Source organism: Leifsonia sp. 2TAF2, from assembly GCF_052115085.1.
GTDB lineage: Bacteria > Actinomycetota > Actinomycetes > Actinomycetales > Microbacteriaceae > Leifsonia.
Genome location: NZ_JBFRFY010000001.1, coordinates 475,737 through 501,630, shown reverse-complemented (window position 1 = coordinate 501,630; position 25,894 = coordinate 475,737). Strand labels below are relative to the sequence as shown.

At 68.7% G+C, this 25,894-nt stretch carries 29 protein-coding genes; 5 read left to right on the top strand and 24 right to left on the bottom strand.

Annotation, left to right across the window (positions count from 1 at the left end; genetic code table 11):
• Positions 1 to 35 precede the first annotated feature (35 nt).
• Positions 36 to 827, top strand: coding sequence for an SGNH/GDSL hydrolase family protein (locus AB4Z18_RS02375; RefSeq protein ID WP_441781101.1), 792 nt, complete (start codon positions 36 to 38; stop codon positions 825 to 827).
• On the opposite strand, the gene AB4Z18_RS02370 is transcribed toward AB4Z18_RS02375, so the two are convergent.
• Entirely contained in the window at positions 813 to 1,742 is a 930-nt protein-coding gene (locus AB4Z18_RS02370; RefSeq protein ID WP_441781100.1) for an alpha/beta hydrolase, read from the bottom strand. The genes AB4Z18_RS02375 and AB4Z18_RS02370 overlap by 15 nt on opposite strands.
• 139 nt (positions 1,743 to 1,881) lie before the next feature.
• On the opposite strand from AB4Z18_RS02370, the gene radA reads away from it, so the two are divergent.
• Complete coding sequence (gene radA, locus AB4Z18_RS02365) at positions 1,882 to 3,246, top strand: DNA repair protein RadA (protein ID WP_441781099.1); 1,365 nt, start codon at positions 1,882 to 1,884, stop codon at positions 3,244 to 3,246.
• Between the two features lie 71 nt (positions 3,247 to 3,317).
• Entirely contained in the window at positions 3,318 to 3,707 is a 390-nt protein-coding gene (locus AB4Z18_RS02360) for a YciI family protein (protein WP_441781098.1), read from the top strand.
• Here the strand turns inward: AB4Z18_RS02360 and AB4Z18_RS02355 are convergent.
• The 4 genes from AB4Z18_RS02355 to AB4Z18_RS02340 form a co-directional block, all read right to left on the bottom strand.
• A complete protein-coding gene (locus AB4Z18_RS02355) occupies positions 3,694 to 4,320 on the bottom strand; it encodes a hypothetical protein (RefSeq protein WP_441781097.1) in 627 nt (208 codons plus the stop codon). The genes AB4Z18_RS02360 and AB4Z18_RS02355 overlap by 14 nt on opposite strands.
• Before the next feature lie 63 nt (positions 4,321 to 4,383).
• The gene (locus tag AB4Z18_RS02350) at positions 4,384 to 4,905 is read right to left on the bottom strand and encodes an amino-acid N-acetyltransferase (RefSeq protein ID WP_441781096.1); all 522 of its coding nucleotides are present in this window, start codon (positions 4,903 to 4,905) and stop codon (positions 4,384 to 4,386) included.
• Positions 4,906 to 4,971: 66 nt separating this feature from the next.
• Entirely contained in the window at positions 4,972 to 7,494 is a 2,523-nt protein-coding gene (locus tag AB4Z18_RS02345; protein WP_441781095.1) for an ATP-dependent Clp protease ATP-binding subunit, read from the bottom strand.
• A gap of 130 nt (positions 7,495 to 7,624) precedes the next feature.
• Entirely contained in the window at positions 7,625 to 8,056 is a 432-nt protein-coding gene (locus tag AB4Z18_RS02340) for a hypothetical protein (RefSeq protein ID WP_441781094.1), read from the bottom strand.
• 49 nt (positions 8,057 to 8,105) lie between these two features.
• Here AB4Z18_RS02340 and AB4Z18_RS02335 point away from each other — a divergent pair, with 49 nt between their 5' ends.
• Positions 8,106 to 9,080, top strand: a complete 975-nt coding sequence (locus AB4Z18_RS02335) for a pirin family protein (protein ID WP_441781093.1) — start codon at positions 8,106 to 8,108, stop codon at positions 9,078 to 9,080.
• Positions 9,081 to 9,089: 9 nt separating this feature from the next.
• On the opposite strand, the gene AB4Z18_RS02330 is transcribed toward AB4Z18_RS02335, so the two are convergent.
• The 19 genes from AB4Z18_RS02330 to tilS all read right to left on the bottom strand — a co-directional run bounded on the left by AB4Z18_RS02330 (position 9,090) and on the right by tilS (position 25,345).
• Complete coding sequence (locus tag AB4Z18_RS02330; RefSeq protein ID WP_441781092.1) at positions 9,090 to 9,422, bottom strand: hypothetical protein; 333 nt, start codon at positions 9,420 to 9,422, stop codon at positions 9,090 to 9,092.
• Positions 9,422 to 9,724, bottom strand: coding sequence for a hypothetical protein (locus AB4Z18_RS02325; RefSeq protein ID WP_441781091.1), 303 nt, complete (start codon positions 9,722 to 9,724; stop codon positions 9,422 to 9,424). The genes AB4Z18_RS02330 and AB4Z18_RS02325 overlap by 1 nt, the downstream gene beginning before the upstream one ends.
• Before the next feature lie 42 nt (positions 9,725 to 9,766).
• Positions 9,767 to 10,954: a DUF6792 domain-containing protein gene (locus AB4Z18_RS02320; RefSeq protein WP_441781090.1), complete on the bottom strand. Its 1,188-nt coding sequence runs from the start codon at positions 10,952 to 10,954 to the stop codon at positions 9,767 to 9,769.
• Positions 10,951 to 11,244 carry a hypothetical protein gene (locus AB4Z18_RS02315; protein ID WP_441781089.1) on the bottom strand — a complete coding sequence of 98 codons (294 nt, stop codon included), beginning with the start codon at positions 11,242 to 11,244 and terminating at the stop codon, positions 10,951 to 10,953. Before AB4Z18_RS02315 ends, AB4Z18_RS02320 begins: the two co-directional genes overlap by 4 nt.
• 347 nt (positions 11,245 to 11,591) lie before the next feature.
• Positions 11,592 to 13,055, bottom strand: coding sequence for a cardiolipin synthase (gene cls / locus AB4Z18_RS02310; protein WP_441781088.1), 1,464 nt, complete (start codon positions 13,053 to 13,055; stop codon positions 11,592 to 11,594).
• Between the two features lie 62 nt (positions 13,056 to 13,117).
• Positions 13,118 to 13,291, bottom strand: a complete 174-nt coding sequence (locus AB4Z18_RS02305) for a hypothetical protein (protein ID WP_441781087.1) — start codon at positions 13,289 to 13,291, stop codon at positions 13,118 to 13,120.
• A gap of 33 nt (positions 13,292 to 13,324) precedes the next feature.
• Positions 13,325 to 14,869 (bottom strand): lysine--tRNA ligase, encoded by a 1,545-nt coding sequence (gene lysS, locus AB4Z18_RS02300; protein ID WP_441781086.1) that lies wholly within the window; start codon positions 14,867 to 14,869, stop codon positions 13,325 to 13,327.
• Between the two features lie 41 nt (positions 14,870 to 14,910).
• Positions 14,911 to 15,789 (bottom strand): pantoate--beta-alanine ligase, encoded by an 879-nt coding sequence (gene panC, locus AB4Z18_RS02295; protein WP_441781085.1) that lies wholly within the window; start codon positions 15,787 to 15,789, stop codon positions 14,911 to 14,913.
• Positions 15,790 to 15,822: 33 nt separating this feature from the next.
• Complete coding sequence (locus AB4Z18_RS02290) at positions 15,823 to 16,662, bottom strand: Rossmann-like and DUF2520 domain-containing protein (protein ID WP_441781084.1); 840 nt, start codon at positions 16,660 to 16,662, stop codon at positions 15,823 to 15,825.
• Positions 16,662 to 18,353: a PH domain-containing protein gene (locus AB4Z18_RS02285; RefSeq protein WP_441781083.1), complete on the bottom strand. Its 1,692-nt coding sequence runs from the start codon at positions 18,351 to 18,353 to the stop codon at positions 16,662 to 16,664. The genes AB4Z18_RS02290 and AB4Z18_RS02285 overlap by 1 nt, the downstream gene beginning before the upstream one ends.
• Positions 18,350 to 18,835 (bottom strand): PH domain-containing protein, encoded by a 486-nt coding sequence (locus AB4Z18_RS02280; RefSeq protein ID WP_441781082.1) that lies wholly within the window; start codon positions 18,833 to 18,835, stop codon positions 18,350 to 18,352. The genes AB4Z18_RS02285 and AB4Z18_RS02280 overlap by 4 nt, the downstream gene beginning before the upstream one ends.
• A complete protein-coding gene (locus tag AB4Z18_RS02275) occupies positions 18,819 to 19,298 on the bottom strand; it encodes a DUF3180 domain-containing protein (RefSeq protein ID WP_441781081.1) in 480 nt (159 codons plus the stop codon). Before AB4Z18_RS02275 ends, AB4Z18_RS02280 begins: the two co-directional genes overlap by 17 nt.
• Positions 19,295 to 19,837: a 2-amino-4-hydroxy-6-hydroxymethyldihydropteridine diphosphokinase gene (gene folK / locus AB4Z18_RS02270; RefSeq protein ID WP_441781080.1), complete on the bottom strand. Its 543-nt coding sequence runs from the start codon at positions 19,835 to 19,837 to the stop codon at positions 19,295 to 19,297. Before folK ends, AB4Z18_RS02275 begins: the two co-directional genes overlap by 4 nt.
• Positions 19,834 to 20,217: a dihydroneopterin aldolase gene (gene folB, locus AB4Z18_RS02265; RefSeq protein ID WP_441781079.1), complete on the bottom strand. Its 384-nt coding sequence runs from the start codon at positions 20,215 to 20,217 to the stop codon at positions 19,834 to 19,836. The genes folK and folB overlap by 4 nt, the downstream gene beginning before the upstream one ends.
• Complete coding sequence (folP, locus tag AB4Z18_RS02260) at positions 20,210 to 21,013, bottom strand: dihydropteroate synthase (protein WP_441781078.1); 804 nt, start codon at positions 21,011 to 21,013, stop codon at positions 20,210 to 20,212. The genes folB and folP overlap by 8 nt, the downstream gene beginning before the upstream one ends.
• Positions 21,010 to 21,588: a GTP cyclohydrolase I FolE gene (folE, locus tag AB4Z18_RS02255; RefSeq protein WP_441781077.1), complete on the bottom strand. Its 579-nt coding sequence runs from the start codon at positions 21,586 to 21,588 to the stop codon at positions 21,010 to 21,012. The genes folP and folE overlap by 4 nt, the downstream gene beginning before the upstream one ends.
• Positions 21,589 to 21,601: 13 nt before the next feature.
• The gene (gene ftsH, locus AB4Z18_RS02250) at positions 21,602 to 23,605 is read right to left on the bottom strand and encodes an ATP-dependent zinc metalloprotease FtsH (protein ID WP_441781076.1); all 2,004 of its coding nucleotides are present in this window, start codon (positions 23,603 to 23,605) and stop codon (positions 21,602 to 21,604) included.
• Between the two features lie 80 nt (positions 23,606 to 23,685).
• Positions 23,686 to 24,237, bottom strand: coding sequence for a hypoxanthine phosphoribosyltransferase (hpt, locus tag AB4Z18_RS02245; RefSeq protein WP_441781075.1), 552 nt, complete (start codon positions 24,235 to 24,237; stop codon positions 23,686 to 23,688).
• Positions 24,238 to 24,253: 16 nt separating this feature from the next.
• Complete coding sequence (gene tilS, locus AB4Z18_RS02240; protein WP_441781074.1) at positions 24,254 to 25,345, bottom strand: tRNA lysidine(34) synthetase TilS; 1,092 nt, start codon at positions 25,343 to 25,345, stop codon at positions 24,254 to 24,256.
• A gap of 45 nt (positions 25,346 to 25,390) precedes the next feature.
• Here tilS and AB4Z18_RS02235 point away from each other — a divergent pair, with 45 nt between their 5' ends.
• A complete protein-coding gene (locus AB4Z18_RS02235) occupies positions 25,391 to 25,879 on the top strand; it encodes an inorganic diphosphatase (protein WP_441781073.1) in 489 nt (162 codons plus the stop codon).
• Positions 25,880 to 25,894 lie beyond the last annotated feature (15 nt).

Sequence of the window (25,894 nt, the reverse complement as noted above, 5' to 3'; positions counted from 1 at the left end):
TGGCGGGGTCGGTCGTCCGGGGTACTGTTCCCTCCATGAAAGCTCTCCGACGCATCCTCGCCGCCGCCGTCGGTGTCGCCGTCAGCGCCGTGCTCGCGGCCGTCGGGTGGCAGCGCATCCAGGCGAAGCGGGCTTCGGTCGCCGAGGGGCGAGTGCGCCTGAACGAGCTGCTTCCGGTGCACTCGAAGTGGTGGCGGGATGCCGCGAAAGACCCGGGCGAGCTGCTGTATGTCGCCCTCGGCGACAGCGCTGCGCAGGGGATCGGCGCCTCCGCCCCGAAGAACAGCTACGTTGGCGTCATCGCCGACCACCTGCGGGCGGTGACCGGCCGCTCGGTGCGGGTGGTCAACCTGTCCGTCTCCGGCGCGACCGTCGCCCTGGCGGTGGCCGACCAGCTCCCCCGCTTCGCGACCCTGCACCCCGACATCGTCACGGTCTCGATCGGTGCCAACGACATCGCGGCGTTCGACCCGGAGCGCTTCCGGGCGGGGCTGCGCGCGGTGTTCGCGGCTGTCCCCGACCATGCGATCGTGGCCGACCTGCCCTACTTCTACCTGCCTTGGAACGAGCGGCTCGTCGCCGAGGGCAACCGCATCCTGCGAGAGGAGGCGGCGGCCCGCGGGCTGGAGGTGGTGCCGCTGCACGCCACCATGCGTCGACAGGGACTCCGTGGGGCGTTCACCCAGTTCGCCGAAGACCTGTTCCACCCCAACGACCACGGCTACCGGGTGTGGGCGTCGGCCTTCCTCCCCGCCGTCACCGCACGTGCACGCGAACTCTTCCCGCGGAAGGGCGAAACCGTGGAGCAGGAGTCACTCAGCGCCTGACATGCGCGGCGCCAGATGCGAGAGCATGCGTCCCCACGCGGGCACGACCGCGAGATGACCGACGCCCGGGACCATCTCCATCCGAGCATCCGGCAGCGCCCGCTGATACCAGGCCGCGTGAGCGTGGCCGGCGAGGGCGTCGGCCTGACCGGCGATGATCAGGGTTTTCGCCGCCACGTCCCCCAGCTCGAAGCCCCACGGGCGCGCGGTGTAGCTCAGGATGTCGCCGGCGACACCGCCTGTGCCCTGACGGAACGCGTCGGCGAGCATCCGGCCCAGGCGGTCGCGCACGCCCGGTCGGGCAAGCACCTGCTCATCCACCAAGCCGATGCCCAGCGCTTCGAGCGGGACCTCGTCCGGCTCGGAGGCCGCAAGGACGGCGTCGGCCTGCGGCTGCAGCAACGCGCCCAGTCGGGTCATGGCCTCGTCCGGCGCCATCGCGCCGAGCTGGTCGGAGAGCGCCTGCAGTTCCGGGTCGATCCACGGGACGGCCTCGTTGGGCGCGGGCGTGCCGACGATCGCGACACGGTCCACGAGCTGTGGATGCCGCGCTGCGACGGCGAGCGCGACCCGTCCGCCGGCCGACCAGCCGGCGACCCCGACGGTGCGTGGCCGCGTCACGCCGATCACGGACTCCGCGACGACCACAGAGCGGATGTACTCGGCGATGTCGTCCGCCGCCTGCACGATGCTCGGCCAGCTGCCCGCAGGCCACGGGTCGCTGGAGCCGTAGCCGGGGCGGTCGATGGCAACGATGTGCGCCCGGCGATCGGCGGAGGCATCGGGATCGGGGTCGAACACGGACGATCCCGGCGCGGGGTGGCAGAAGACGACGAGACGTTCGGCGTCCGGGTCGCCGAGACCGGTGAGTCCGAGCACGCGGCCGGAGCGAAGAGTGAAGGTGCGGTCAGCCATGCGGCCCATTCTGCACGTGACCGCCGACGCGCAGAAGTGCTCACCGCCCGGCCGCCGCGCAGGATGTCCACAGTGCGCCGCGATCCTCCCTCCGATGACGGTGGCTCCCCGTAATGTTGAGCCCGATCGAGGAGGTGCCGTGCCGAAAACGTCTGTCAACTACCGCTGCTCCGACTGCGGGTGGTCCACTGCCAAGTGGGTGGGCCGGTGCCCGGAGTGCCAGGCGTGGGGCACGGTGGCCGAGACGGCGCAGCCGACGGGTGTCCTCCGCGCGCTCAAACCGGTGACGATCGCTGCGGGCCGCGAGGCTCGGGCGATCACGGACATCCAGCCCACCGACGGCGCCCACCGACGGCCGAGCGGAATCGGCGAGTTCGACCGGGTGCTGGGCGGCGGGATCGTGCCGGGAGCGGCCATCCTGCTGAGCGGCGAGCCCGGCGTCGGCAAGTCGACCCTGCTCCTCGAAGTCGCCTCGCGGGCGGCGAAAGCACGCAACCGGGTCCTCTACGTCAGCGCAGAAGAGTCGGTGAGCCAGGTGCGGATGCGCGCCGAACGCACCGGCGCGGTCCACGACGAGCTCTTCCTCGCTTCCGAGACGGATCTGGCGACCATCATCGCGCAGATCGACGCGGTCGATCCCTCTCTCGTGATCGTCGACTCGGTGCAGACCGTCTCCAACAGCGCGAGCGAGGGTCTTGCGGGCGGCCCGAGCCAGGTGCGCGAGGTGGCCAGCGCCCTGATCCGGATCGCGAAGGAACGCGACCTCCCGGTGCTCATCGTCGGGCACGTGACGAAGGACGGCTCGATCGCCGGCCCTCGGCTGCTGGAGCACCTGGTGGATGTGGTGTGCCAGTTCGAAGGCGACCGGCAGACCGCGTTGCGGTTCATCCGGGCGCTCAAGAACCGCTTCGGTCCGACCGACGAGGTCGGCTGCTTCGAGATGGCCGGCGACGGCATCGCCGAAGTACCCGACCCCAGCGGGCTGTTCCTCAGCCGCAACACCACCCCGGTCTCCGGCACCTGCGTCACTGTCGCGATGGAGGGCCGACGGCCGCTGCCGGTCGAGGTCCAGGCACTCGTCGTGGGCACCACCGCGCCCAACCCGCGACGCGTCACCAATGGTGTGGATGCGTCCCGCGTCGCCATGCTGCTGGCCGTCCTCGAACGCCGTGCGGGCATCCGGCTGGGCGACAAGGATGTGTACGTGTCGACCGTCGGCGGGGTCCGACTGACCGAGCCCGGCGCCGATCTCGCCATCGCCCTGGCGATCGCGTCGGCGGCGACCGAGCGGGCCATCCCGCATACCCTCGCCGCCTTCGGTGAGATCAGCCTCGCGGGCGAGATCCGGCCGGTCGTCAGCGGCAAGCAGCGCACGGCCGAGGCTGCGCGGCTCGGGTTCGTCACGCGGGTCGACGACCGCAGTGCGTCGGTGCGCGAAGCACTCCGGCTGGCCTTCTCCGCGGGGACGACCGAGCGGGAACGCGAACTCGACGCCGCCTTCTGAATATCTAGTCGAAAAACAGTCACGCCAGACGACGACCTGATGACGACACCCTCAGACGGGAAGTAACCGCCATGCCGCAGTACGCCATCTTCATCTACAGCGACACCACCGCCGAGCACGACGCCGCAGAACTCGCCGAACACGACGAGCACGCGGACGACCTGATCCGCTCGGGCGCCCTCACCGCCGCCTACGCGCTCCGAAGCCCCGCGGCCGCCCGTTCCATCCGCGGAAGCGGGATCACCGACGGCCCCTACACCGAGAGCAAAGAACTGATTGCGGGCATCGGCATCATCGAAGCACCCGACCTGGATGCGGCGCTCGCCCTCGCGAGCCGCAACCCGGCCACCCGCTACGGCGCGGGCGTCGAAGTGCGCGAGATCGAAGGCGCCTACGTCCGAGACACGGGCGACGCGGACGACGCCTACACCGACGACACCGACAACCTCACTGCAGGATGAACTGCTTCGTCGCCGAGCTCTTGATGCCGGAGACGGTCGTCTCCAGGTGGTACGACGCCCCGGCCGCCGGAACCTGCTCCCGGTTCCCCTGACACGTCGACGGGTCCGAGCGGGTGCGGTCCCACGTGATCGGCGCCTTCGACGAGATCGTCTTGGCCGGCTGCAGCAGCACCTCGGCATCCACTTTGTCGCTCTGGCAGTCCGTCGACTTCCAGTACACCTCGGCGCCGCTGGTGATCGTGAACAACTGCTGCGCGGTGCCGGCGTCGATCGTGCACGCCTTCGACCCGGTGTTGGTCAGCGCCACCGAGAGCTGCGGCAACTCGCCCGCCGCATAGACGTCCTTGTCGGTGACCGCCTCCACCTTCACATCGCCCGGCTTGCACGGCTGCCCGTCCGCCGACGCGCTGCTGGTCGGGATGCTCGTCGCCGCGGCCGGCGTGTTCGTGCTCGCAGGCTGCTTCTTCGACGGTTCCCCGTTCGACGCTCCGGGCCGGACGAAGATGAGAACGATGATGACGACGACGGCGATCACGCCGAGCAGGACGACGAGCCTGCGGCGCCAGTACACGCTGCTGGACTGGGGGCCGACCGGATTCTTGAACGTCGACATGCCCGCACTATAACCAGCGTCCGAACGCATGCCGGGCAGGCGCGCGGTCGCCCGTGTCAGCGCTCAGAGACGCTTCAGCATCCGGGTGTTCCCGAGGGTGTTCGGCTTCACCCGGGCCAGATCCAAGAACTCGGCGACGCCCTCGTCGTGGGAGCGCAGCAGCTGGGTGTACACCAGCGGATCGACGGTCTCCTCCCCCATGTCCACGAAGCCGTTCCTGGCGAAGAAGTCCACCTCGAACGTCAGGCAGAACAGGCGATTGAGGCCGAGCTCGCGGGCATCGCCCTCCAGCCGGTCGAGCAGCGCGTGACCGATCCCTCTGCCGAGCCACTCGTCGGAGACCGCCAGAGTGCGCACCTCGCCGAGGTCGCTCCACATCACGTGCAGCGCGCCGCATCCGATCAGCTCGCCGGACGCGTCCTGGGCGACCCGGAACTCCTGCACGGACTCGTACAGCGTCACCATCTCTTTGCCGAGCAGGATGCGTCGCTGCACGAGAGGCTCCACGAGCTCCTGGATGCGCGGCACGTCACTCGTCCGCGCGCGCCGGATGCTGAACCCTGATCCGTTCTCGCCGTTCACCATCCCACCCTATCGAGACGGCGAAAGGGCCGGCCTCCGAAGAGACCGGCCCTGACGGTGAATCGAGTATCAGTCGTTGGCGGCGAGGTCCGGCGTTGCCGGGCCGGTGCCGATGGCGGCGGCGGCGTTGATGCCAGCACCGATCGGCTCCTTGCGGGTGCTCGTCGTGAAGACGAACTCGCCGTCGGCGAAGTCCACGTGGACGTGGTCGCCCGCGTTGAGCTCGCCGTGCAGGATCCGCTCACTCAGCCGGTCCTCGATCTCGTGCTGGACCGCGCGGCGGAGCGGACGGGCGCCGAGCGTCGGGTCGAACCCGACCTCGATCAGCCGTTCCTTGGCGGGGACGGTCAGCTCGATGGTCATATCGCGGTCGAGCAGGCGGGTCGACAGACGCTTGATGAACAGGTCGACGATCTGCAGGAGCTCGGCCTTGTCCAGCTGCGGGAAGACGATGATCTCGTCGACACGGTTCAGGAACTCGGGCTTGAAGTTCTTCTTCAGCTCCTCGTACACCTTGCCGCGCATCCGGTCGTAGCCGGTCTGCGAGTCACCCTCGATGACGAACCCGACGGGACCGCCGGAGATGTCCTTCGTGCCGAGGTTGGTGGTCATGATGATCACCGTGTTCTTGAAATCGACCACGCGACCCTGACCATCCGTCAGACGTCCCTCTTCCAGGATCTGGAGGAGCGAGTTGAAGATGTCCGGGTGCGCCTTCTCGATCTCGTCGAACAGCACGACGCTGAACGGCTTGCGGCGGACCTTCTCGGTGAGCTGGCCGCCCTCCTCGAAGCCGACGAACCCGGGAGGGGCACCGAACAGGCGGGAGACGGTGTGCTTCTCGCCGTACTCGGACATGTCGAGCGAGATCATCGCCGACTCGTCGTCGAACAGGAACTCGGCGAGCGCCTTGGCCAGCTCGGTCTTACCGACACCAGTGGGGCCGGCGAAGATGAACGAACCGGAGGGACGCTTCGGGTCCTTGAGGCCGGCACGGGTGCGCCGGATGGTCTTGGAAAGAGCCGAGATGGCCTCCTCCTGACCGATGACGCGCTGGTGCAGCGCCTTCTCCATGTAGACGAGTCGCGCGGACTCCTCTTCGGTGAGCTTGAAGACCGGGATGCCGGTCGCCTGGGCCAGCACCTCGGCGATGAGGCCCTCGTCGACCTCTGCCGTGGTCTTGACCTCACCCGAACGCCACTGCTTCTCGAGGCGCAGCCGCTCGCCGAGGAGGTTCTTCTCCTCGTCGCGGAGGCTGGCGGCCTTCTCGAAGTCCTGGTCCTCGATCGCGCCCTCCTTCTGGGAGCGGACGGCGGCGATCTTGTCATCGAACTCGCGCAGCTCCGGCGGGGCCGACAGGATCGACAGACGGAGACGTGCGCCGGCCTCGTCGATCAGGTCGATGGCCTTGTCCGGGAGGAAGCGGTCCTGGATGTAGCGGTCGGCGAGGTTCGCCGCAGCCACGATGGCACCGTCGGTGATGGACACCTTGTGGTGCGCCTCGTAGCGGTCGCGGAGACCCTTCAGGATGTTGATCGCGTGGGGCAGCGACGGCTCAGCCACCTGGATGGGCTGGAAGCGGCGCTCGAGCGCGGCATCCTTCTCGAAGTGCTTGCGGTATTCGTCGAGGGTGGTCGCACCGATGGTCTGCAGCTCACCGCGGGCGAGCAGCGGCTTCAGGATGCTGGCCGCGTCGATCGCGCCCTCTGCGGCACCCGCGCCGACGAGCGTGTGGATCTCGTCGATGAAGGTGATGATGTCGCCGCGGGTGCGGATCTCCTTGGTGACCTTCTTCAGGCGCTCCTCGAAGTCGCCGCGGTAGCGGGAACCGGCGATGAGCGAGCCGAGGTCGAGCGTGTAGAGCTGCTTGTCCTTCAGCGTCTCGGGCACGTCGCCGCGAACGATCGCCTGGGCGAGGCCCTCGACGACGGCGGTCTTGCCGACGCCGGGCTCACCGATCAGGACAGGGTTGTTCTTGGAGCGGCGCGACAGGATCTGCATGACGCGCTCGATCTCCTTCTCGCGTCCGATCACCGGGTCGAGCTTGTTGTCGCGCGCGGCCTGCGTGAGGTTGCGGCCGAACTGGTCGAGGATCTGGCTACCGGCCTGCGCGGTCGTCTGATCGTTGCCGCCCACCTGGACCTGCTCTTTGCCCTGGTAGCCGGAGAGGAGCTGGATGACCTGCTGGCGGACGCGGTTGAGGTCGGCTCCCAGCTTCACGAGCACCTGGGCGGCGACGCCCTCGCCCTCGCGGATCAGGCCGAGCAGGATGTGCTCCGTGCCGATGTAGTTGTGGCCGAGCTGGAGGGCCTCGCGGAGGCTCAGCTCGAGCACCTTCTTGGCGCGCGGCGTGAACGGGATGTGCCCGGTCGGCTGCTGCTGGCCCTGGCCGATGATGTCCTGGACCTGCTCGCGGACAGCGTCCAGCGAGATGCCGAGGGACTCGAGCGCCTTCGCGGCCACACCCTCGCCCTCGTGGATCAGGCCGAGCAGGATGTGCTCCGTCCCGATGTAGTTGTGGTTGAGCATCTTGGCCTCTTCCTGGGCCAGGACGACGACACGGCGGGCGCGGTCGGTGAATCTCTCGAACATGTCTACTCCTCGGCGACACCGTTGCAGGTTCGGCGTCGATACAAAGAGAGTAACCACCGCTCACCGTCTCGCGTGGCCCTGTTCGCCGTGGGCGTGACAGGTCTCAGCAGACGTTGCGGATTGTGTTCGCTCAGCCCTGACGGGCGGGCAACGTGAGCGTCGAGTCGGGCAGGACGACGTTCACCTCGCCCGTCTTCCCGATGCTCTCGGGCGTGGTGAAGACCGTCGTGTGCGGCACGTAGTCGCGGGTGCAGATCCCGCCGGGCGCCGGTGCGAGGGTTGCCTTGATGCTGTCGGCGGCGGTGGCGGAGATGTTCGCGACCTTCGGCGGGCACGACGAGCTGCCGTAGAGCACGATCGCGACCTTCGCGCCGTCGTCGAGCCAGGCCACCCACGACGCCCCGCCCGCACTGCTCGCGGGCGCCTCGACCCCCTTGGGCTCGCCGGCGTAGTCCTCGAGCGGCCGTCCGGGTGCCGACGTACAGCCGGCGAGCGTCGCAACGGCGGCGAGGGCGGCGACGGCGGTCAGGAGTCGGGCGGCGGTACGGGGCACGGGCACCATTCTAAGAAGCGCTGCTCCGAGCCGTCTGGCGGGCGCTTAGGATGCCGCTATGAGCAACGTGGAGCGCGACCCGGCCGAGCTGGTGGCCGAGTCCGCGGTGCTCACCGACGTGCGCGTGGAGATCCTCGAGCCGCGCGATGTTCCGCTCGGCGGCCCGCGCGCCATGACTGTGCGCCGCACGCTTCCGCAACGGCGTCGCTCCTTGATCGGCGGCTGGTGCTTCATCGACCACTACGGCCCGGACGACGTGTCGGCGACGGGCGGGATGCGCGTCCCGCCGCATCCCCACACCGGCCTGCAGACCGTCAGCTGGCTGTTCGAGGGCGAGATCGACCACCGCGACAGCGTGGGAAGCCACGCGCTGGTGCGCCCGGGCGAGCTCAACCTGATGACGGCCGGCCGTGGGATCAGCCACTCGGAGGTGTCCACGCCGCGGACCAACCGCCTGCACGGCGTCCAGCTGTGGGTAGCGCTGCCGTCCGCATCCCGTGACGTCGCCCCGTTCTTCGAGCACCACACGCCCGTGCAGGGCAGCATCGGCGTGGCGACCGTGCGCACCTTCGTCGGTTCGCTCGCCGGGAGCGGCACCACGGCGACCGTGTTCTCGCCGCTGGTCGGCGCCGAACTGCTGATTCCCGCGGGCGAGGCGATCGAGGTGCCGCTCGCCCCCTCCTTCGAGCACGGCGTCCTCGTGGATGCGGGCGAGCTGACCGTCGAGGCGGTCGACGTGCCCGTCGCGCATCTCGCCTACCTCTCTCCCGGTCGCACGAGCATCCGGCTGCACGCCGAGACTCCGGCGCGCGTCGTGCTCCTCGGCGGCGAGCCGCTGGGCGAGCAGATCGTCATGTGGTGGAACTTCATCGGCCGCAGCCACGACGACATCGTCTCGTTCCGCGCCGACTGGCAGGGCGAGGTCATCGCCGGAGCGGACCCGGACGGCCGCTTCGGCACCGTCGAGGGCTACGACGGGATGCCGCTGCCCGCCCCCGAGCTCCCGGGCGTGCGGCTGCGCCCCCGCGACTGACCAGCCGCGCTACATCTGACGCTGCTGGGCCAGGAAGTCTTCGCGTTCCTTGACGTGCCGGGCGGTCATCGCGGTGAGGTCGTCTTCGAGGTCGGCGATCGCCTGGGATGCGGCACGCGTGTTCTCGTCAGCTTCTTCGGAGACCCGTCGAAGGCCGGCTTGGAATGCGGGTTCAGTGACGACGTCGCGGTAGGTAGCGTGTTGGTGGAACGTTTCCTGAATCCGGTTGATCTGTGACCGGTAGTGGTTGAGGTACTCCTCCGCGTCCTCGATCTGCCGTCGCGCGGTCGTGACGGACTGCTGCTGGGCGTCTTCCAGGTCACTGAGCGTGCGATGGCCCATCAGCTGATGCTCTTCGCTGCATGGGTGTAGTCGTTGTGCCCGGTGAGTTCGGCGATGCCCTGCTTCACCTTGTCGGCGACCTTGCCGGAGAGCACGTCCTTACCAACATCCGCGGTGTTCAGCGTGTGAAGGATCTCTTTGGCCAGGTGGGTGATCGCATCCGACTCACCCGATTTCACCATGGCGTAGCGGTGATGCACATCCCGCGGCAGCGTTGTGTTCAACAGCTGCTCACTGGCGCGGTGAAGCTGGTCCTCCACCGCCTGCCGGAGGCTGTCCGCGGATACGCCTTCCTGTCGCATCCGCGATCGGGCCATCATTCGAGCTGTTGTTGTACATATGTCCTACTTTCCGGGCTGCTTCGTGAAGGCCGCCGCAGCCTGCACGTCGTGAGCCAAGGTGTTCACGATGGCGTTCTGGATACCGTCATGGAGCGCGTTCACCAGCGTGATGTGCTTATCCACGAGCGTGTTCACCGAGGCGACAGCGTCGTGATCGATGTTCTGGTGCACCTCGAGCGCATGCATTGCGACACATGTTTCGACGTCGACGTGGGAGACATACGGGTGGTTCGCGGGATACTCCCGCTTGGCCTCCTCCAGAGCCGACTGCATCTTCCCGGTCAGGCCCGTGTTCTTCGCCTTGATCTCCCGCAGTTTCTCCGCCAGGCTAGCGATCGTTTTCGCCAACGTCCGTGCCGGCTCCATCGCCACCAGCACCTTCGGATAGGGGGAGCCCTTCTGGCTGTTCCACATGATTTCCGCGACGGAGGTCTGGTCCAGGTTGTACAGGATGACCCCGTAATCGACCTGCTTGACCCCGGCCCCGACCATCTCGCCATCCGCACCGAACCGGAACGCGTTCGGCTTGCCCTTGTCGTCTTTTCCGATGTTGTGATAGTCGAGCAGGGTCCTGTTCGGGTCATCAGCGACGAAAACTGCGGCACCCGACCGGTTGACGAAGGAGTTGCCCACCGTGTCGTACTGGTTCACATAGTCAGTCAACGGATTCGTGTCCGCAGCGTTCTGCTCGTCCACCCATTCCTTCGTCTTGGGCGTCATCACCCGGTACGCATCCGGCGCGTTGAACGCCGTCGACGACCACCGCTTCTCCGCCGCGACACACATCGCCAAGAACCCACCCAATGAGTGACCCACGGTCGAGAACGTCGACCCCGGATGCTTACGTTCCACCTTCTCGGCGAACTTCATCGCCGCTTCCAGCTGCGCCGACTGCGTCGCCAAAAACACGCCCACATCCGCCGCAACATCATGGCCATCGGTGAAGTTCGTTCCCGCATACGCGATCTCGATATGCGACAGGTCCACCACGTTGTTCCTCACCGGAGCGACTGCGAACGCTTGGAACCCATTCCCCGCATTCGGGGACACTTCAACGACTTCCCACTGTTGCTTCGTCCGGTCGTGATCCGTGTAGAACTTGTCCCACACCTCCAGTGGCGGATTCTGCTTGAGCGGGTCGACGCGGTACACCTCGTTGGCGACCGATTCGTAGTCTTCCGCAGTAGTCATCCCAGAACCTCCGATGAGCCGTCGAAGTAATTGACCGTAACCGGCGTGGGTGCAAAGGGTGTCGCTGGATCAGGCAGGGGATCGCCTCCGATTTCCCAGGGGCCGATGATTTCTTGGTACTGCTTGCCCCCGATGGTCACTACGGCATTAGCTGCCCACTGACCCGATCCGGACCTGCTGCCCTCCTGCGTGAAAGTAATCACCTCGACGTCCGGCTGAAACTCCTTGAACTTCAAAGCCGTGGTCCTCTGCAACTCCAGGTTCTGCTCCGTGGTGGACTTCTGCTGCAACGTGTCTCCTATCGATGAACATCCACAAGACCCCGCCGATAGCGCGGTAACGATCGTCAGGGCAAGGGCTAGCTTTCGAACTCGCACCCAACGCGCGCGGACGGGTGCCCCCACCGCCGGGCCAGCGGCGGTCACCACAGCAGCTCACACCCGCGTGCCAACTCCGTCGCCATCAGCACATCCATGCGCAAGGTCGTTTCGCGGAGGCGAGCCTTGATGCTGTCGGCTGTCATAGTCATGCAGAATACTTCGTTTGTATCCGGCATGGCCTATTGAGGACACGCGACTACTGCCCGCGCGCGAGCGTGCGGCTGCGCCCCTGCGACTATCGCTGCGCGGTCAGCCGGCTACTGCAGCGCCGAGGTCAGCCGCGCGATGTTGTCGAGCACCGTCGAACGGAGCGGCTGCTTCATCCACTCGTCGAGGGTCAGCTCGCGGCTCTGCTCGCGGTAGCCGTCCTCGACTTTCCGCATCTCCTCGACGAAGGGGCGGCCCCGCACCATCAGCGAGACCTCCATGTTGAGCTGGAACGAGCGCATGTCCATGTTGCTCGACCCGATGACGGCGACGTCGTCGTCGATCGTGAAGTGCTTGGCGTGCAGGATGTACGGCGACTTGTACATCCAGATCCGCACGCCCGCCCGCAGCAGAGCCTCGTAGTAGGAGCGCTGCGCGTGATAGACGAGCGCCTGGTCGCCGATCTCGGAGACGAACAGGTCGACCTTGATCCCGCGCTGCACCGCGGAGGTGATCGCCATCAGCATCGACTCGTCCGGCACGAAGTAGGGCGAGGTGATGACGATGCGCTCCTGCGCGTAGTAGAGCAGGGCGAGGAAGAGCCGGAGGTTGTTCTCGCCGGCGAACCCGGGACCGGACGGCACGACCTGCGCATCCAGCTGGTTGTCGTCGATGTCGTCGGTGATCGGCTCGGTCTCACGGCGGAGCAGCTCGTCCGTCTCGCTGTACCAGTCGGTGATGAAGATCGCGTTCAGACCGGCGACGATCGGACCCTCCAGCCGGACGATGAGTTCCTTCCATTTGAGCCCGCGCCGGATGTTCGACTTCTTGTTGTAGCTGCGGTCGATGATGTTCTGCGACCCCATGAACGCCACGCGTCCGTCGACCACCAGCAGCTTGCGGTGGTTGCGGAGGTCGGGCCGCTGGTACTTGCCCTTGAAGGGCTGCACGGGAAGCATCAGGTGCCACTTCGCCCCCATGGCGGTCAGCCGCCTCAGGGTGCGCTTGTAATCGGGGGTCCGGAGGGACGCGATGTGGTCGAGCAGGACGCGCACAGTCACGCCGCGCTTCACCGCTCCCTCGAGCGCGTCGAACAGCGGCGCCGTGGTGTGATCGAGGGTCAGGATGTAGAACTCGATGTGCACGTAGCGTCGCGCTTTGCGGATCTCCTCCGCCATCGAGTCGAGGGAGCCTTGGTAGTCGCCGTTCAGCGTCGCCCGGTTGCCACCGACCAGCGGCATCGCACCCAGCTTGCGGTTGAGCTCGACGACGCCCTCCAGCCACGGCGGCCACGGGTGGTCACGGCGCACCCGCTCGATGCCCTCGGTGCTGTCGATGATGAAGCGGTTGATCTCCTCCTGCTTCTCCCGGCGGCGCTTCGGCAGCTTGTAGCTGCCGATGAGCAGGAAGAAGAGGATGCCGATGTACGGGATGAGGAAGATCGCCAGCAGCCACGCGGTCGCCGACGTGGGCTTGCGGTTGCGCGGGACGAAGATGATCGCGAGAACGCGGATGACGAAATCGACGAGCAGGGCGAGAACGATGGACAGGGAGACCCAGAAACCCGTCTCCATGCACGCACCCGTCCGTCAGCAGTCAGGGACGCGGACGCGTCCCCCGGAGATACCGTATCGGGTCAGGCCTTGGGCGCGAGGCCCCGGCGCGCGCGCTCCTGCGCCTCCAGGCGGTTGTACGCCTTGCGCTCGTTGCGGTCGGCCCGCACGATCGAGCGCATGATCGCCCAGAACAGCAGCCCGACCAGGACGGTCGGGGCGAGGGCCCAGACGATACCGCTGATGACGTCGTTCATAACGCCTCCATCGTACTGCTGCGGGCTGGGAGGCTACTTGACCAGCGGGAAGAGGATGGTCTCGCGGATGCCGAGGCCGGTGAGAGCCATCAGCAGCCGATCGATGCCCATGCCCATGCCGCCGGTCGGCGGCATCCCGAACTCGAGCGCCCGCAGGAACTCCTCGTCGAGCCGCATCGCCTCGTTGTCGCCGGCGGCCGCGAGCTTCGCCTGCTCGACGAACCGCTCGCGTTGCACGACCGGGTCGACGAGCTCGGAGTAGCCGGTCGCCAGCTCGAAGCCGCGTGTGTAGAGATCCCACTTCTCCACGACCCCTTCGCGCGAGCGGTGTGCGCGCACCAGGGGGCTGGTGTCGACCGGGAAGTCCATGACGAAGGTGGGCCGCACGAGGTCGGTCCTGACGTAGTGCTCCCACAGCTCTTCGACATACTTGCCGGGTAGGGGATGCTCGATCTCGATGCCGGCCAGCGCGGCCAGCTCGCGAAGCCGCTCGATGGGGGTCTCGGGAGTGATCTGCTCGCCGATGGCGTCCGAGAGGCTGTCGTACATCCGGATGCGGTCCCACTGGCCGCCAAGGTCGTACTCGGTGCCGTCCGCCCAGGTCACGACGTGCGATCCCGAGACGGCGACCGCGGCATCCTGGATCAGGGTCTGCGTGAGATCGGCGATGGAGTTGTAGTCGCCGTACGCCTGGTACGCCTCGAGCATCGCGAACTCCGGCGAGTGCGTGGAGTCGGCGCCCTCGTTCCGGAAGTTGCGGTTGATCTCGAACACGCGGTCGATGCCGCCGACCACTGCGCGCTTCAGGTAGAGCTCGGGGGCGATGCGCAAAAACAGTTCGGTGTCGAACGCGTTCGAGTGGGTCACGAACGGCCGGGCCGACGCCCCACCGTGGATGACCTGCAGCATGGGCGTCTCGACCTCGAGGAAGTCGCGCTCGGTGAAGGTCCGGCGCAGGCTCGCCACCGCCTTGGCGCGATCGACCACGGTCTTGCGTGCCTGGTCGCGGGCGATCAGGTCGAGGTAGCGGGCGCGGACGCGCGTCTCCTCGCTCAGCTCGCTGTGCAGGTTCGGGAGGGGCAACAGGGCCTTCGCGGCGATCCGCCACTCCTGCGCCATGACCGACAGCTCGCCACGACGACTGGAGATGACCTCGCCCGAGACGAAGACGTGGTCGCCGAGGTCGACCAGTTCCTTCCAGGCCGCCAGCGACTCCTCGCCGACCTCGCCGAGCGACACCATGACCTGGATGCGCGACCCGTCGCCCGCCTGCAGCACGGCGAAGCAGAGCTTGCCGGTGTTCCGCAGGTGCACGACGCGGCCGGCGATGCCGACGATCTCGCCGGAGCGCTCGTCGGCCTGCAGCTGCTCCCACTTCGCACGGACGGCGGGGATCGTGGTGGTCACAGGGACCTCCACGGGATACGCGCCGCCGCCGGGGCCCTCCGCCTCGGCCAGCAGGCGCTCGCGCTTCCCGAGCCGGACCGCCTTCTGCTCGCTGATCTCGTCGTCGGTGATCTCACCCTCGCCGAGCTGGTCGGCTCCGGGGGCGGCCGCGGTGGTCTGCGCGTCGGTCATCGCTGTCTTTTCCTTGATAGAAGGCGGGCGGTGCTCCGCGGTCACGTCGTGAGGCGCTGGTTGTCGATCAGCCGGGTCGTTCCGACGCGGGCGGCGATCAGCATCAGGGCGGGACCGTGGTGGTCAGGCGACGCGTCGCGGAAGGTTTCCGGGTCGACGATCGCGAGATAGTCCAGCTTAACTGCTGGCTCGGCCTGGATGCGCGCCCGGGCGGCCGCAAGCACGGCCTCCACCCCGTCTTCTGCCGAGTCGGCGCCCGCGGCGAGCGCCTGGGAGAGCGTCACGGCGGCGAGGCGGTCGTCGTCGGCGAGGTACCGGTTGCGGCTCGACAGGGCCAGCCCATCCGACTCGCGGACCGTGTCCACAACCGCGATTGCGACCGGCAGATTCAGGTCGTCGACCATCCGGCCGATCACGTGCACCTGCTGCGCATCCTTCTGGCCGAACACAGCGACATCCGGCTGAACGATGTTGAACAGCTTGCTGACGACGGTGAGCACCCCGTCGAAGTGACCCGGGCGGGAGGCGCCCTCGAACAGCGTGCCGGACTCGCCGGCGGTCACCCGCGTCTCGGAGGGACCGTTCGGGTACATCTCGGCCGCAGAGGGCGCGAAGACGATGTCGGCCAACCCCTCCAGGGCCACCGCATCGGCCTCCAGCGTGCGCGGGTAGCGGTCGAGGTCCTCCCCCGGGCCGAACTGCAGCGGATTCACGAAGATCGACACCACCACGACGCCGCCGAGGTCGCGCGCCTGCGAAACCAACCGCAGGTGCCCCTCGTGCAGCGCGCCCATCGTGGGCACCAGCACCACTCGGCCGGTCGGGGCGTCCGCCGGGCCGTCCTGACGCGCGAGACGTCGCGCATCGGCGACCCGCGCCCTCAGCTCGGCGATGGTGGTGATGATCTCTGGCATGCGCATCCCTTCAGCCGGCGGCGACCGGCCCGAACCAGGCTACTCGCCGCGGAGGAACCAGCCGCGCCCGTCGTCGCCGGGATCACCCGGGTCACCCGGCTTGGCCGGTCCTGACCCGTCCGCGGCGTCGCCCTGCAGCGCGTCGATCACGGCGTCGAGGTCGAGCCGGGTGGGAGCCCCCGCCCGCGTGAGGGCGTTGTCGACCGCCGAACGGATCAGCGAGCTGAGGAAGGAGCCGGGATTCTCCACGCCGATTGTGTGCAGCAGTCCCGTCGACTGCTCCACGATCGAGCGCGAGAAGGAGGTGGCGGTCGCGATGGCCTCCGCGTAGGCGGCCCGGTCGGCCTCCGCCACGACGACCGGCTCGCCGCCCATCTCCACGACCAGCGCCTGCGCGATCGGAAGGACGGCCGCGGGCGCGGTCACGGCGAAGTAGCTCTCGCCGAGCCGTGCGAGGTCGAGGCTCGTCCCGGTGAACTCCAGCGCGGGATGGACGGCGAGCGGGATGGCGCCGGCCGCGGCAGCCGGCTGAAGCACGTCGATCCCGAATCCGGGCGCCGTGTGCAGGACGATCTGTCCCGGCTGCCAGGTGCCGGTCGCCGCAAGGCCCGCGACGAGGCCGGGAAGCTCGGCGTCAGGCACCGCGAGGATGACCAGCTCGCTGCGCTCCACCACGGTCGGCACGTCGAGGATGGGCACGCCGGGCAGCATCCCCTCCGCCCGCTCCCTGCTCGGCTCGGAGACCGCAGAGACGCCGACGATCGCATGGCCGGCTCCGGCGAGCGCCAGGCCCAGCACCGGGCCGACTTTGCCGGCGCCGACGATGCCGAGACCCAGTCGTCCGGATCGCTGCGACGGCGGACGGGCGGACGGCTGCATCAGGACTCCTCGGTTCGGGGCGCATCGAGTGGGATCGGCGGCGCATCCACTGGGGTTCGGGGGGCAGCCGGCGCGGTGCGGGCCGCATCCGGTGCGATCCGTCCCCACCGGTGGCTGCGGTCGGCTTCGGCCGCCGCCACTGCACGGGCGGAGACTTCCTCGAACAGCCGGACGCCGTTCGGCGCGTCGATCGCGGCGAGGCGTGGCCTCACCGGCCCGGAGACCGTGTGGAAGCGTGCCTCGGCGAGCGCAAGAGCCGCATCCAGAGGCCCCTGCTGCAGCTCGAGGCTCTGCAGTCGCGCGAGCGGCACGATCGCGAGGCTGCGCCAGATGAGTCCGCGCCGCAGCAGGATGGCGTCGTCGACCAGGCGGTAGCCCGTGCGCTGCCACGACAGCGGCCGGATCCACGCCGCGCGGCGCGGGCTGCCCGTGAACTGGTCGCGGCCGCGCGACACCATCCCGGCTTGGATGATCTCGCGGTGCTCGTCGGTGACGAAGCCGGGGAGGACCAGGGACAGGACGCGCGAGACGTCCGTGGCGTCGCCGACCGGCAGCATGGTCGTGTTGGGCTGGCCTGCCGCGCCCTTCTCACGTGAGTGACCGGCGGTGTCGATGCGGATCTGCCACCAGCCGAACGGCCTCCACAGCAGCGGCTGCAGCACCTCGACGGCGTGGATACGCCCCGGTGGAAGCGTCTCGTTGCTCGTGCTCAAGAGGCCGAATCCGACGCGCACGCCGTCCGCGGTGCCCGCGATGGAGTACCGCAGCGACTTGGTGAAGCGGTTGATGTAGAAGCTCGCCGACCCGATGAGGCCCGGCAGCACCACGATGAGCAGCCACATCGCTCCGCTCGTCGCGCCCCAGATGAGCACTGCGACGACGACCACGACGAAGACGGTGAACCCGCTCAGGAGCAGCGACCCGAGCAGGCGCAGCGGCGGGATCTTCACGACGGACTCCGGCGGCGCGGCGTTCGGATCGAGCTCGGGGGCGAGGAACTCGTTCACCCGGCGGCCGACGAGGTCGCCGACGACCGCGGTCCGGGAAGACGCCTGTCCCGGCACCTCGCCGGGCGCCGACGACGACTGCTCGGCGGCCGCCTCCGCCTCTGCCGCCCGGACCCCCGACGCCAGCCGCAGCACGTCGCCGCGCAGGCCGTCGGCCAGCGACGAAGCGAGGTACGCGAGCTGCACGTTCGCGTCGTGTCCGGCGACCGACACATCCAGCTTGGCCGCGCCGAAGATGCGCGCGATCACCGGGCGGACGACGTTGATGCCCTGGATGCGGTCCAGGCGTGCCTTGCGCTGCGTGCGGAACAGGATGCCGCTGCGCACTTCGACCGCGTCGCCCGTGATCCGGAAGCTGTGCATCCGCCACGACAGGTAGAAGGCGCCGAAGCAGAGCAGAAGGACCACGGCGACGCCGAGCAGCGCCCAGCCCTCCCAGCCGTGATCGTAGATCGCGTCGAGCGGGTCGCCTCCGTACTGCGGCGTGCCGACGAAGAAGCCGATGAGCCTCTCGCGCAGATTCGACAGTACGAACCCGAAGATCGCGATGAACACGATCCCGCCGCGCAGCAGCGGCGTCGCCGGGTGGAGACGGTGCCACTCGCCGTCGGTGTAGCGCTCGGACGCGCGTTCCGCCCGGGTGAGCGGCGGACCCGCCGGCGCACGGCCGTCCGGCGTGGTCACAGCCCCGCCCGTCTGCTCTCCGCCAGCTCGACGAGCCGATCGCGCAGCTCCGCCGCCTCCGGCTCCGGGAGCCCGGGCACCATGACACCGGTGGACGCGGCGGCCGTGACGAACTTCAGGTCGGCGAGGCCGAGCATCCGGCTCACCGGGCCGCGGTTGATGTCGATCAGCTGCATCCGCCCGTAGGGAACAGAGACGAACCGCTGGAACATGATCCCGCGGCGAAAGAGCAGGTCATCATCCCGCAGTCGGTAGCCGATCGAACGCGCGCGACGCGGGGCGATGATGAGCGCCACGATCGAGATGATCACCACGACGGCGAGCGCGACCCAGCCGAAGGCCCATCCTCCGACCAGCCACAGGAAGACGGATGCGGCAGAGAGCAGCAGCCCGGTGATCACCGTGCTGGCGATGACGACCAGCACGTACTTCGGCGAGACGCGGCGCCACTCGCCGACGGTGAGGTCAATCCGTTCCGGCATGGACGCTCTCCGTACGCTCGTCGTCGTCGCCCGGGGGCAGCGTGCAGAACAGCTCGGCCACAAGCCCGGCGATCAGCAGGATCACCGAAGCAGCCGTCGCGACCGCGGTGAGGAGGATGGCGTTCCCGGCCGGGAGCACGTCGCGCGAGAGCAGGTACGCGCCCACCCCGACGCCGATGCCGGTCAGCAGGGCCCCGCTCAGCGCGCACGCCTTGGCCAGCACCACGATACGCGTCGCCTGGAACGGATCGATGCGGCGGACGCTGCGCCCGCGGACCGCGCGACGGATCGGCACGGCGAACGCGATGACGATGATCGCGACGGCGACCAGCGTGATCGGGAGGGTGAGCGGCGGGATGAAGACGGCGAGCCCCATCCCGGCGAACGCCAATTCGGCGAGGAAGCCCACGACAAGGCCGGCGACCCCGAGGCCGATGAGCGAGCTTGCACGGGTGCGCTTCACGAGCGGTCCTCCCACAGCCGGACCGGATCGGTCGCACGCGCAGCGAGGTCGGCCACCGCGCCGTAGCCCGGCAGCTGCGCCTCCGGGTCGAGGGAGGCCCACGGCACCAGCACGAACGCCCGCTCGTGGGCGCGCGGGTGCGGAAGAACGATCCGTGGGTCGTCGTCCGAGACGATCCCGCCGTAGTCGACGACGTCGATGTCGATCGTGCGGTCGCCCCAATGCTCCTCGCGGACACGACCCAGGCGGTCTTCGACCGCGTTGGCGACTTCCAGCAGGGCCAGCGGCTCCAGGAGCGTGTGCACGAGGGCGACGGCGTTCAAGTACGCGGGCGCCTCCTCGTCGATGCCCTCCGGCTTCAGGGCCGGCGTCTCGTACAGCGGGGAGACGGCGCGCACGTCGATCCCCGGCTCGGCGCGCAGCGCATCCACGGCGGCGTGGATGGTGCCCGCCCGGTCGCCGAGGTTGCTGCCCAGCGCCAGCACGGCGTGCTCGCCGACCCGCATGCGGACCGGCTTGCCGATCGGCGCGGCGCTCATGGCCGGCTCCGGGTGATGCGCACGGCGACATCGCCGAACGGGACGCTGATCGGTGCCTGCGGCTTGTGGATGGTGACCTCGACCGCATCCACCGGCTCGTGCGCGAGCACCGTCGCGGCCACCCGCTCGGCGACCGTCTCGATCAGGTCGACCGGGTCGCGCTCGACCGCTGCAACGACCTCCTCGGCCAGCTCGCCGTAGTGCACGGTCGCCGTCAGGTCGTCGCCGGACGACGCCAGGGAGAGGTCGAGCCAGGCCGTCACATCGACGACGAACTCCTGCCCCTCGGCGCGCTCGAAGTCGAACACGCCATGGTTCGCCTGAACGCGCAGGCCGGTCAGCACGATCGAATCGGCCGGCCGCGACTGGATGCTACTCATCGCGTCCAGCTTGCCATGCCCGCACCACGTCGAGGGCGATCCGCGTCGACGGCACGTCGTGCACGCGCACCGCCCACGCTCCTGCCTGCGCGGCGAGGGCGGAGATGACGGCCGTGGGCGCGTCGCGGTCCTCGGCGGGCGCACCTTCGGGCAGCAGGGCGCCGAGGAACCGCTTGCGGGAGGCGCCGATCAGCACGGGGTAGCCCAGCGTCTCGATGTCGTGCAGGCCACCAAGCACCTGCCAGTTGTGGTGCGCGTTCTTGGAGAACCCCAGGCCGGGGTCGAGGATGAGCTTCGCCGGGTCGACGCCGCGGTTCAGCAGGTCGGTGACGCGGGCGGACAACTCGGACCGCACCTCGGCGACGGTGTTGCGATAGACGGCCTTCGAGTCCGCGGCATCAAGCCGGCCGCGCCAGTGCATGACGACGTACTGCGCACCGGTCTCGAGCAGCACCTCGGGCATGCGCTCGTCCGCCAGGCCGCCCGAGACGTCGTTGACGATCACGGCGCCGGCCTCCACCGCGGCGCGGGCGGTGTCGGCGTTCAGCGTGTCGACGCTGACCGAAACCCCCCGGGCCGCCAGCTCGCGGATGACCGGGACGACGCGGTTCTGCTCCTCGGCCGGTTCGACCTGGCTGGCTCCCGGGCGAGTGGATTCGCCGCCCACGTCGACCAGGTCGGCGCCCTGCGCGACCAGCTCCAGGCCGTGAGCGATGGCCGCGTCGGGCTCGAGCCAGAGGCCCCCGTCGCTGAACGAGTCCGGCGTCACGTTGAGGACGCCCATGATGAGCGTCACTCGCCGCCGCGTCCGATCAGGGCCATGAGTTCGGCCCGCACGGTGGGGTCGGTGTAGGCGCCGCGAGCGGCGACCGTCACCGTGGTGCTGCCGGTCTGCCGGGCACCGCGGGTGGTCACGCAGGTGTGGGCGGCGTCCAGCACGACGAGTACGCCGCGCGCATCCGCACCGCGCTCGAGGGTGTCCGCGATCTGTTCGGTGAGCCGTTCCTGGATCTGCGGCCGCGCCGCGAGCGTCTCGATGACCCGAGGGATGCGGCCGAGCCCGACCACGGTGTCCCCCGGCAGGTACGCGACGTGTGCGACGCCGACGAAGGGCAGCAGGTGGTGCTCGCACACCGAGCGGAACTCGATGTCGCGCATCAGCACCGTCTCGGCTTGCCGGCCCTCCTCGAGCGGCACGGGAGCGCCGAGCTCCGCTGCGGCATCGCGGCCGATCCCGTCGAAGAACTCGGCGTAGGCGTCCGCCACGCGCGACGGTGTTCTCTCCAGGCCCGGACGCGACGGATCCTCGCCGATGGCGGCGAGGATCTCGGCGACGGCCGCTTCGATGCGCGGACGATCGATGCCGGTCATGCCCGCGACGGCCTTAGGCGGTCGCCGGCCGCGGCTTGATGGCAGGCGCGCGCTTCGGCTTCGCCGCCGGCGGCTCGGAGTCGACGCCGCCGTCGACAGCACCCGCGTCGATCGGAGCCTTGGGGAACGGGATGGGCGGGACGTCCGAGATCGGACGCTTGTCGCTGGAGAGCCACTGCGGGCGCTCCGGCAGCTTCTTCACATCAGCGAAGATCTCGGCGATCTGGTTGTGATCGAGGGTCTCGTGCTCCAGCAGGGATGCGGCCAGCCGATCCAGGATCGCCCGGTTCTCGTTGAGCACCTCCCACGCCTCGTCGTGCGCCTTCTCGATGAGACCGCGTACCTCGGCGTCGACGCGCTCGGCGATCCGCTCCGAGTAGTCGCGCTGGTGGCCCATGTCGCGGCCGAGGAACATCTCGCCGTTGGCCTGACCGAGCTTGACGGAGCCGATGTCGGCGCTCATGCCGTACTCGGTGACCATCTTGCGGGCGATGGACGTCGCCTTCTCGATGTCGTTCGACGCACCGGTCGTCGGGTCGTGGAAGACGATCTCCTCCGCGACGCGGCCGCCCATCGCATAAGCGAGCTGGTCGAGCAGTTCATTGCGGGTGATCGAGTACTTGTCCTCCAGCGGCAGCACCATCGTGTAGCCGAGGGCGCGTCCGCGCGGAAGGATCGTGATCTTGGTCACCGGGTCGGTGTGCCGCATCGCGGCTGCCGCGAGAGCGTGGCCGCCCTCGTGGTACGCCGTGATCAGCTTCTCCTGGTCCTTCATGACCCTGGTGCGCTTCTGCGGTCCGGCGATGACGCGGTCCACGGCCTCATCGAGGGCGCGGTTGTCGATCAACTGGGCGTTGGAGCGTGCGGTCAGCAGGGCGGCCTCGTTGAGGACGTTCGCCAGGTCGGCACCGGTGAAGCCCGGCGTCTTGCGTGCCAGCACTTCCAGGTCGACGGAGCCGGCGAGCGGCTTGCCGCGACCGTGCACCTCGAGGATCTTCTTGCGGCCGAGCATGTCGGGCGCATCCACGCCGATCTGACGGTCGAAGCGGCCCGGACGCAGCAGCGCGGGATCGAGGATGTCGGGACGGTTCGTCGCCGCGATCAGGATGACGTTGGTCTTCGGGTCGAAGCCGTCCATCTCCACGAGGAGCTGGTTCAGCGTCTGCTCGCGCTCGTCGTGCCCGCCGCCGAGCCCGGCGCCACGGTGACGGCCGACAGCGTCGATCTCGTCGATGAAGATGATGGCAGGCGAGTTCTCCTTCGCCTGCTGGAACAGGTCACGGACACGGCTCGCACCGACGCCGACGAACATCTCGACGAAGTCAGAACCCGAGATCGAGTAGAACGGCACGCCCGCCTCGCCCGCGACAGCGCGAGCCAGCAGGGTCTTACCGGTACCGGGAGGGCCGTACAGCAGCACGCCCTTCGGGATGCGGGCGCCGACCGCCTGGAACTTGGCCGGCTCCTTCAGGAAGTCCTTGATCTCCTGCAGCTCCTCGATGGCCTCGTCGGACCCGGCGACGTCGTCGAAGGTGACCTTCGGCGTCTCCTTGGTGACGAGTTTCGCCCGCGACTTGCCGAACTGCATGACCTTGTTGCCGCCGCCCTGCATGCCGGAGATCATGATCCAGAAGAACACGCCGATCAGCAGCGCCGGGATGAGGAAGCCGAGGATGTTGACGAACCAGTTCGGCTGCGGCACCTCGTCGTCGTAGCCCTTGGGCAGGTTCGCGTCGTCGACCGCCTTGACGACGTCCTGGCCGCGCGGGGTGACGTAGTAGAACTGCACCTGGTCGCCGAGGTTGCCGTCCGCCTGCTTCAGCGTCAGGTCGACACGGTTCTCACCGTCGACGATCTTCGCGCTCGACACCTTGTCCTGGGCGAGGTACTCCATGCCCTTCTGGGTGGAGACACTCTTGAATCCCGACATCGTGATCAGGCTGGAACCGATCCAGACCACGATGATCGCGAGCACGACGTACAGGATCGGGCCGCGGAAGATCTTCTTGACGTTCATGGTGCGACCACAGTACCGCCTGGGCGCTGTGGGCCGCCTGCGTGTTCGCTCTGGGCACTCTCCACGCGGGTGGGGCCGGTCTAGCTGTAGACGGCGGGGGCGAGGATGCCCACTCCGCGGAGCGTCCGGTACCGCTCGTCGTAGTCCAGACCGTAGCCGACGACGAACTGGTTGGGGATGTCGAATCCGACGTACTTGACGTCGATCTCGACCCGCGCCGCCTCTGGCTTGCGCAGCAGGGTGAAGATCTCGATCGACTCCGGCCCGCGGCTGCGCAGGTTCGACAGCAGCCAGGAGAGCGTGAGGCCCGAGTCGATGATGTCCTCGACGATGAGCACGGTCTTGCCGCTGAGATCGGTGTCGAGGTCTTTCAGGATGCGCACGACGCCGCTCGACTGGGTTCCGCTGCCGTAGGAGCTGACGGCCATCCAGTCCATCGTGACGGGGATGCGCAGCTCGCGCGACAGGTCGGCCATCACCATCACGGCGCCCTTCAGCACGCCGATCAGCAGGACGTCCTTTCCGGCGTAGTCCCGCTCCACCTCCCGCGACAGCTCGGCGATGCGGGAGCGGATCTGCTCCTCGGTGATCAGAATCTCGGTCAGGTCGTTCTGAACGTCCGTGAGTTCCATGGGGGTGGCGCTGTCCTTACGTGGTGGGCTGAAACGTGAGCAGGCCGTTCTGCCTGACAACTCTAACGCCTGGCAGGTCGACCGCACCCTGGCCGTGCCAGTCGGTGATCAGCGCTGCGACCGCGAGCGTCTGGGCGCGCGTCAGAGAGACGCCGAACTCGGCGGAGACCACCAGCCGGATGATGCGCTGGCGGAGCGCCGCGGGGTCGGCGGCGAGTCCGCGGACGTCCAGCGCGACGGCTCCCTCATCGGTCTGGCTGACCAGCTCCTGCGCCCACTCCAGCGCCAGCCCGTCGAGCGCCTCGTCGTCTTCGCGCAGCTGCTCGGCCGTGCGGGCGAGCGCCTCCGCGACACCCGGCCCGAGTTCCCTCTCCAGCACCGGCAGCACAGATGCCCGTACGCGCACGCGTGTGTAAGAGGGATCGTCGTTGTGCGGGTCGTCCCAGACCTTCAGGCCGCTGTCGTCGCAGAACGCCCGGGTGTGGGAGCGCCGGAGCCCGAGGAAAGGTCTCAGCAGGCGCCCGGTGTCGGGCAGCATCCCCTGAAGACTCGACGGGCCTGAGCCGCGCGCGAGCCCGAGCATGACGGTCTCGGCCTGATCGTCGAGGGTGTGGCCGAGCAGGATGCGCTGGGCGCCCGTGGCCGCCATCGCTCGATCGAAGGCGGCGTGCCGGGCGTCCCGCGCGGCGGCCTCCGGGCCGCCCTGGTTGTCGACCTGGACGCGCTCGACGAGCACCGGGTCGAGGCCCAGCGCCGTGGCCTGCTCGGCCGCGCGCGCGGCGACGGCGTCGGACCCGGGCTGGAGGGCGTGGTCGACGATCACCGCGCCGGCCCGGAAGCCGTTCCGCGGCGCCTCGAATGCCGTCGCTGCAGCGAGTGCCAGCGAGTCCGCTCCCCCGCTCAGCCCCACCAGCACGAGCGCACCGGAAGCAAGCGGCACCGGGCGCGCTGGACCGTGATCGTCATGCGGGTCGTGGGGTGCGAGAGCGGCTGCGGCGGTGAGCGCCGAACGAACAGCGCGACGGGCGTCGGCGATCGGCGGGGTGAGTCGCGGACGGCGCCGCCGGTCCGGCGAGGCCTGTCCGGCCTCCGATCCGTCGAGGTGCATCCAGTAACGTTAGTGCAGGTTTGCAACGAGTTTAAGGAGTACGGCATGGCCGAATACGACGTCGTCATCGAGATCCCCAAGGGAAGCCGCAACAAGTACGAGGTCGACCACGAGACCGGTCGCGTGTACCTCGATCGCGTTCTCTTCACCAGCTTCGTCTACCCCACCGACTACGGCTTCTTCGAGAACACCTTGGGCGACGACGGCGACCCGCTGGACGCCCTCGTGCTGCTCGAGTACCCGCTGTTCCCGGGCGTCGGCGTCAAGGTCCGGCCGGTCGGCGTGCTCAACATGAGCGACGAGGCGGGCGGCGACGCCAAGGTCATCGCGGTGCCGTACAAGGACCCGCGCTGGCAGCACATCCAGGATGTGAACGACATCCCGGAGCAGACCCGCAAGGAGATCGAGCACTTCTTCGCCCGCTACAAGGACCTCGAGCCGGGCAAGTTCGTCAACATCGACGGCTGGGGTGACGCTGCGGAGGCCGACGGGCTCATCCAGAAGGCGATCGCCAAGCTGGCCGAGCAGCACTGAGGCCGCCCCTCACGC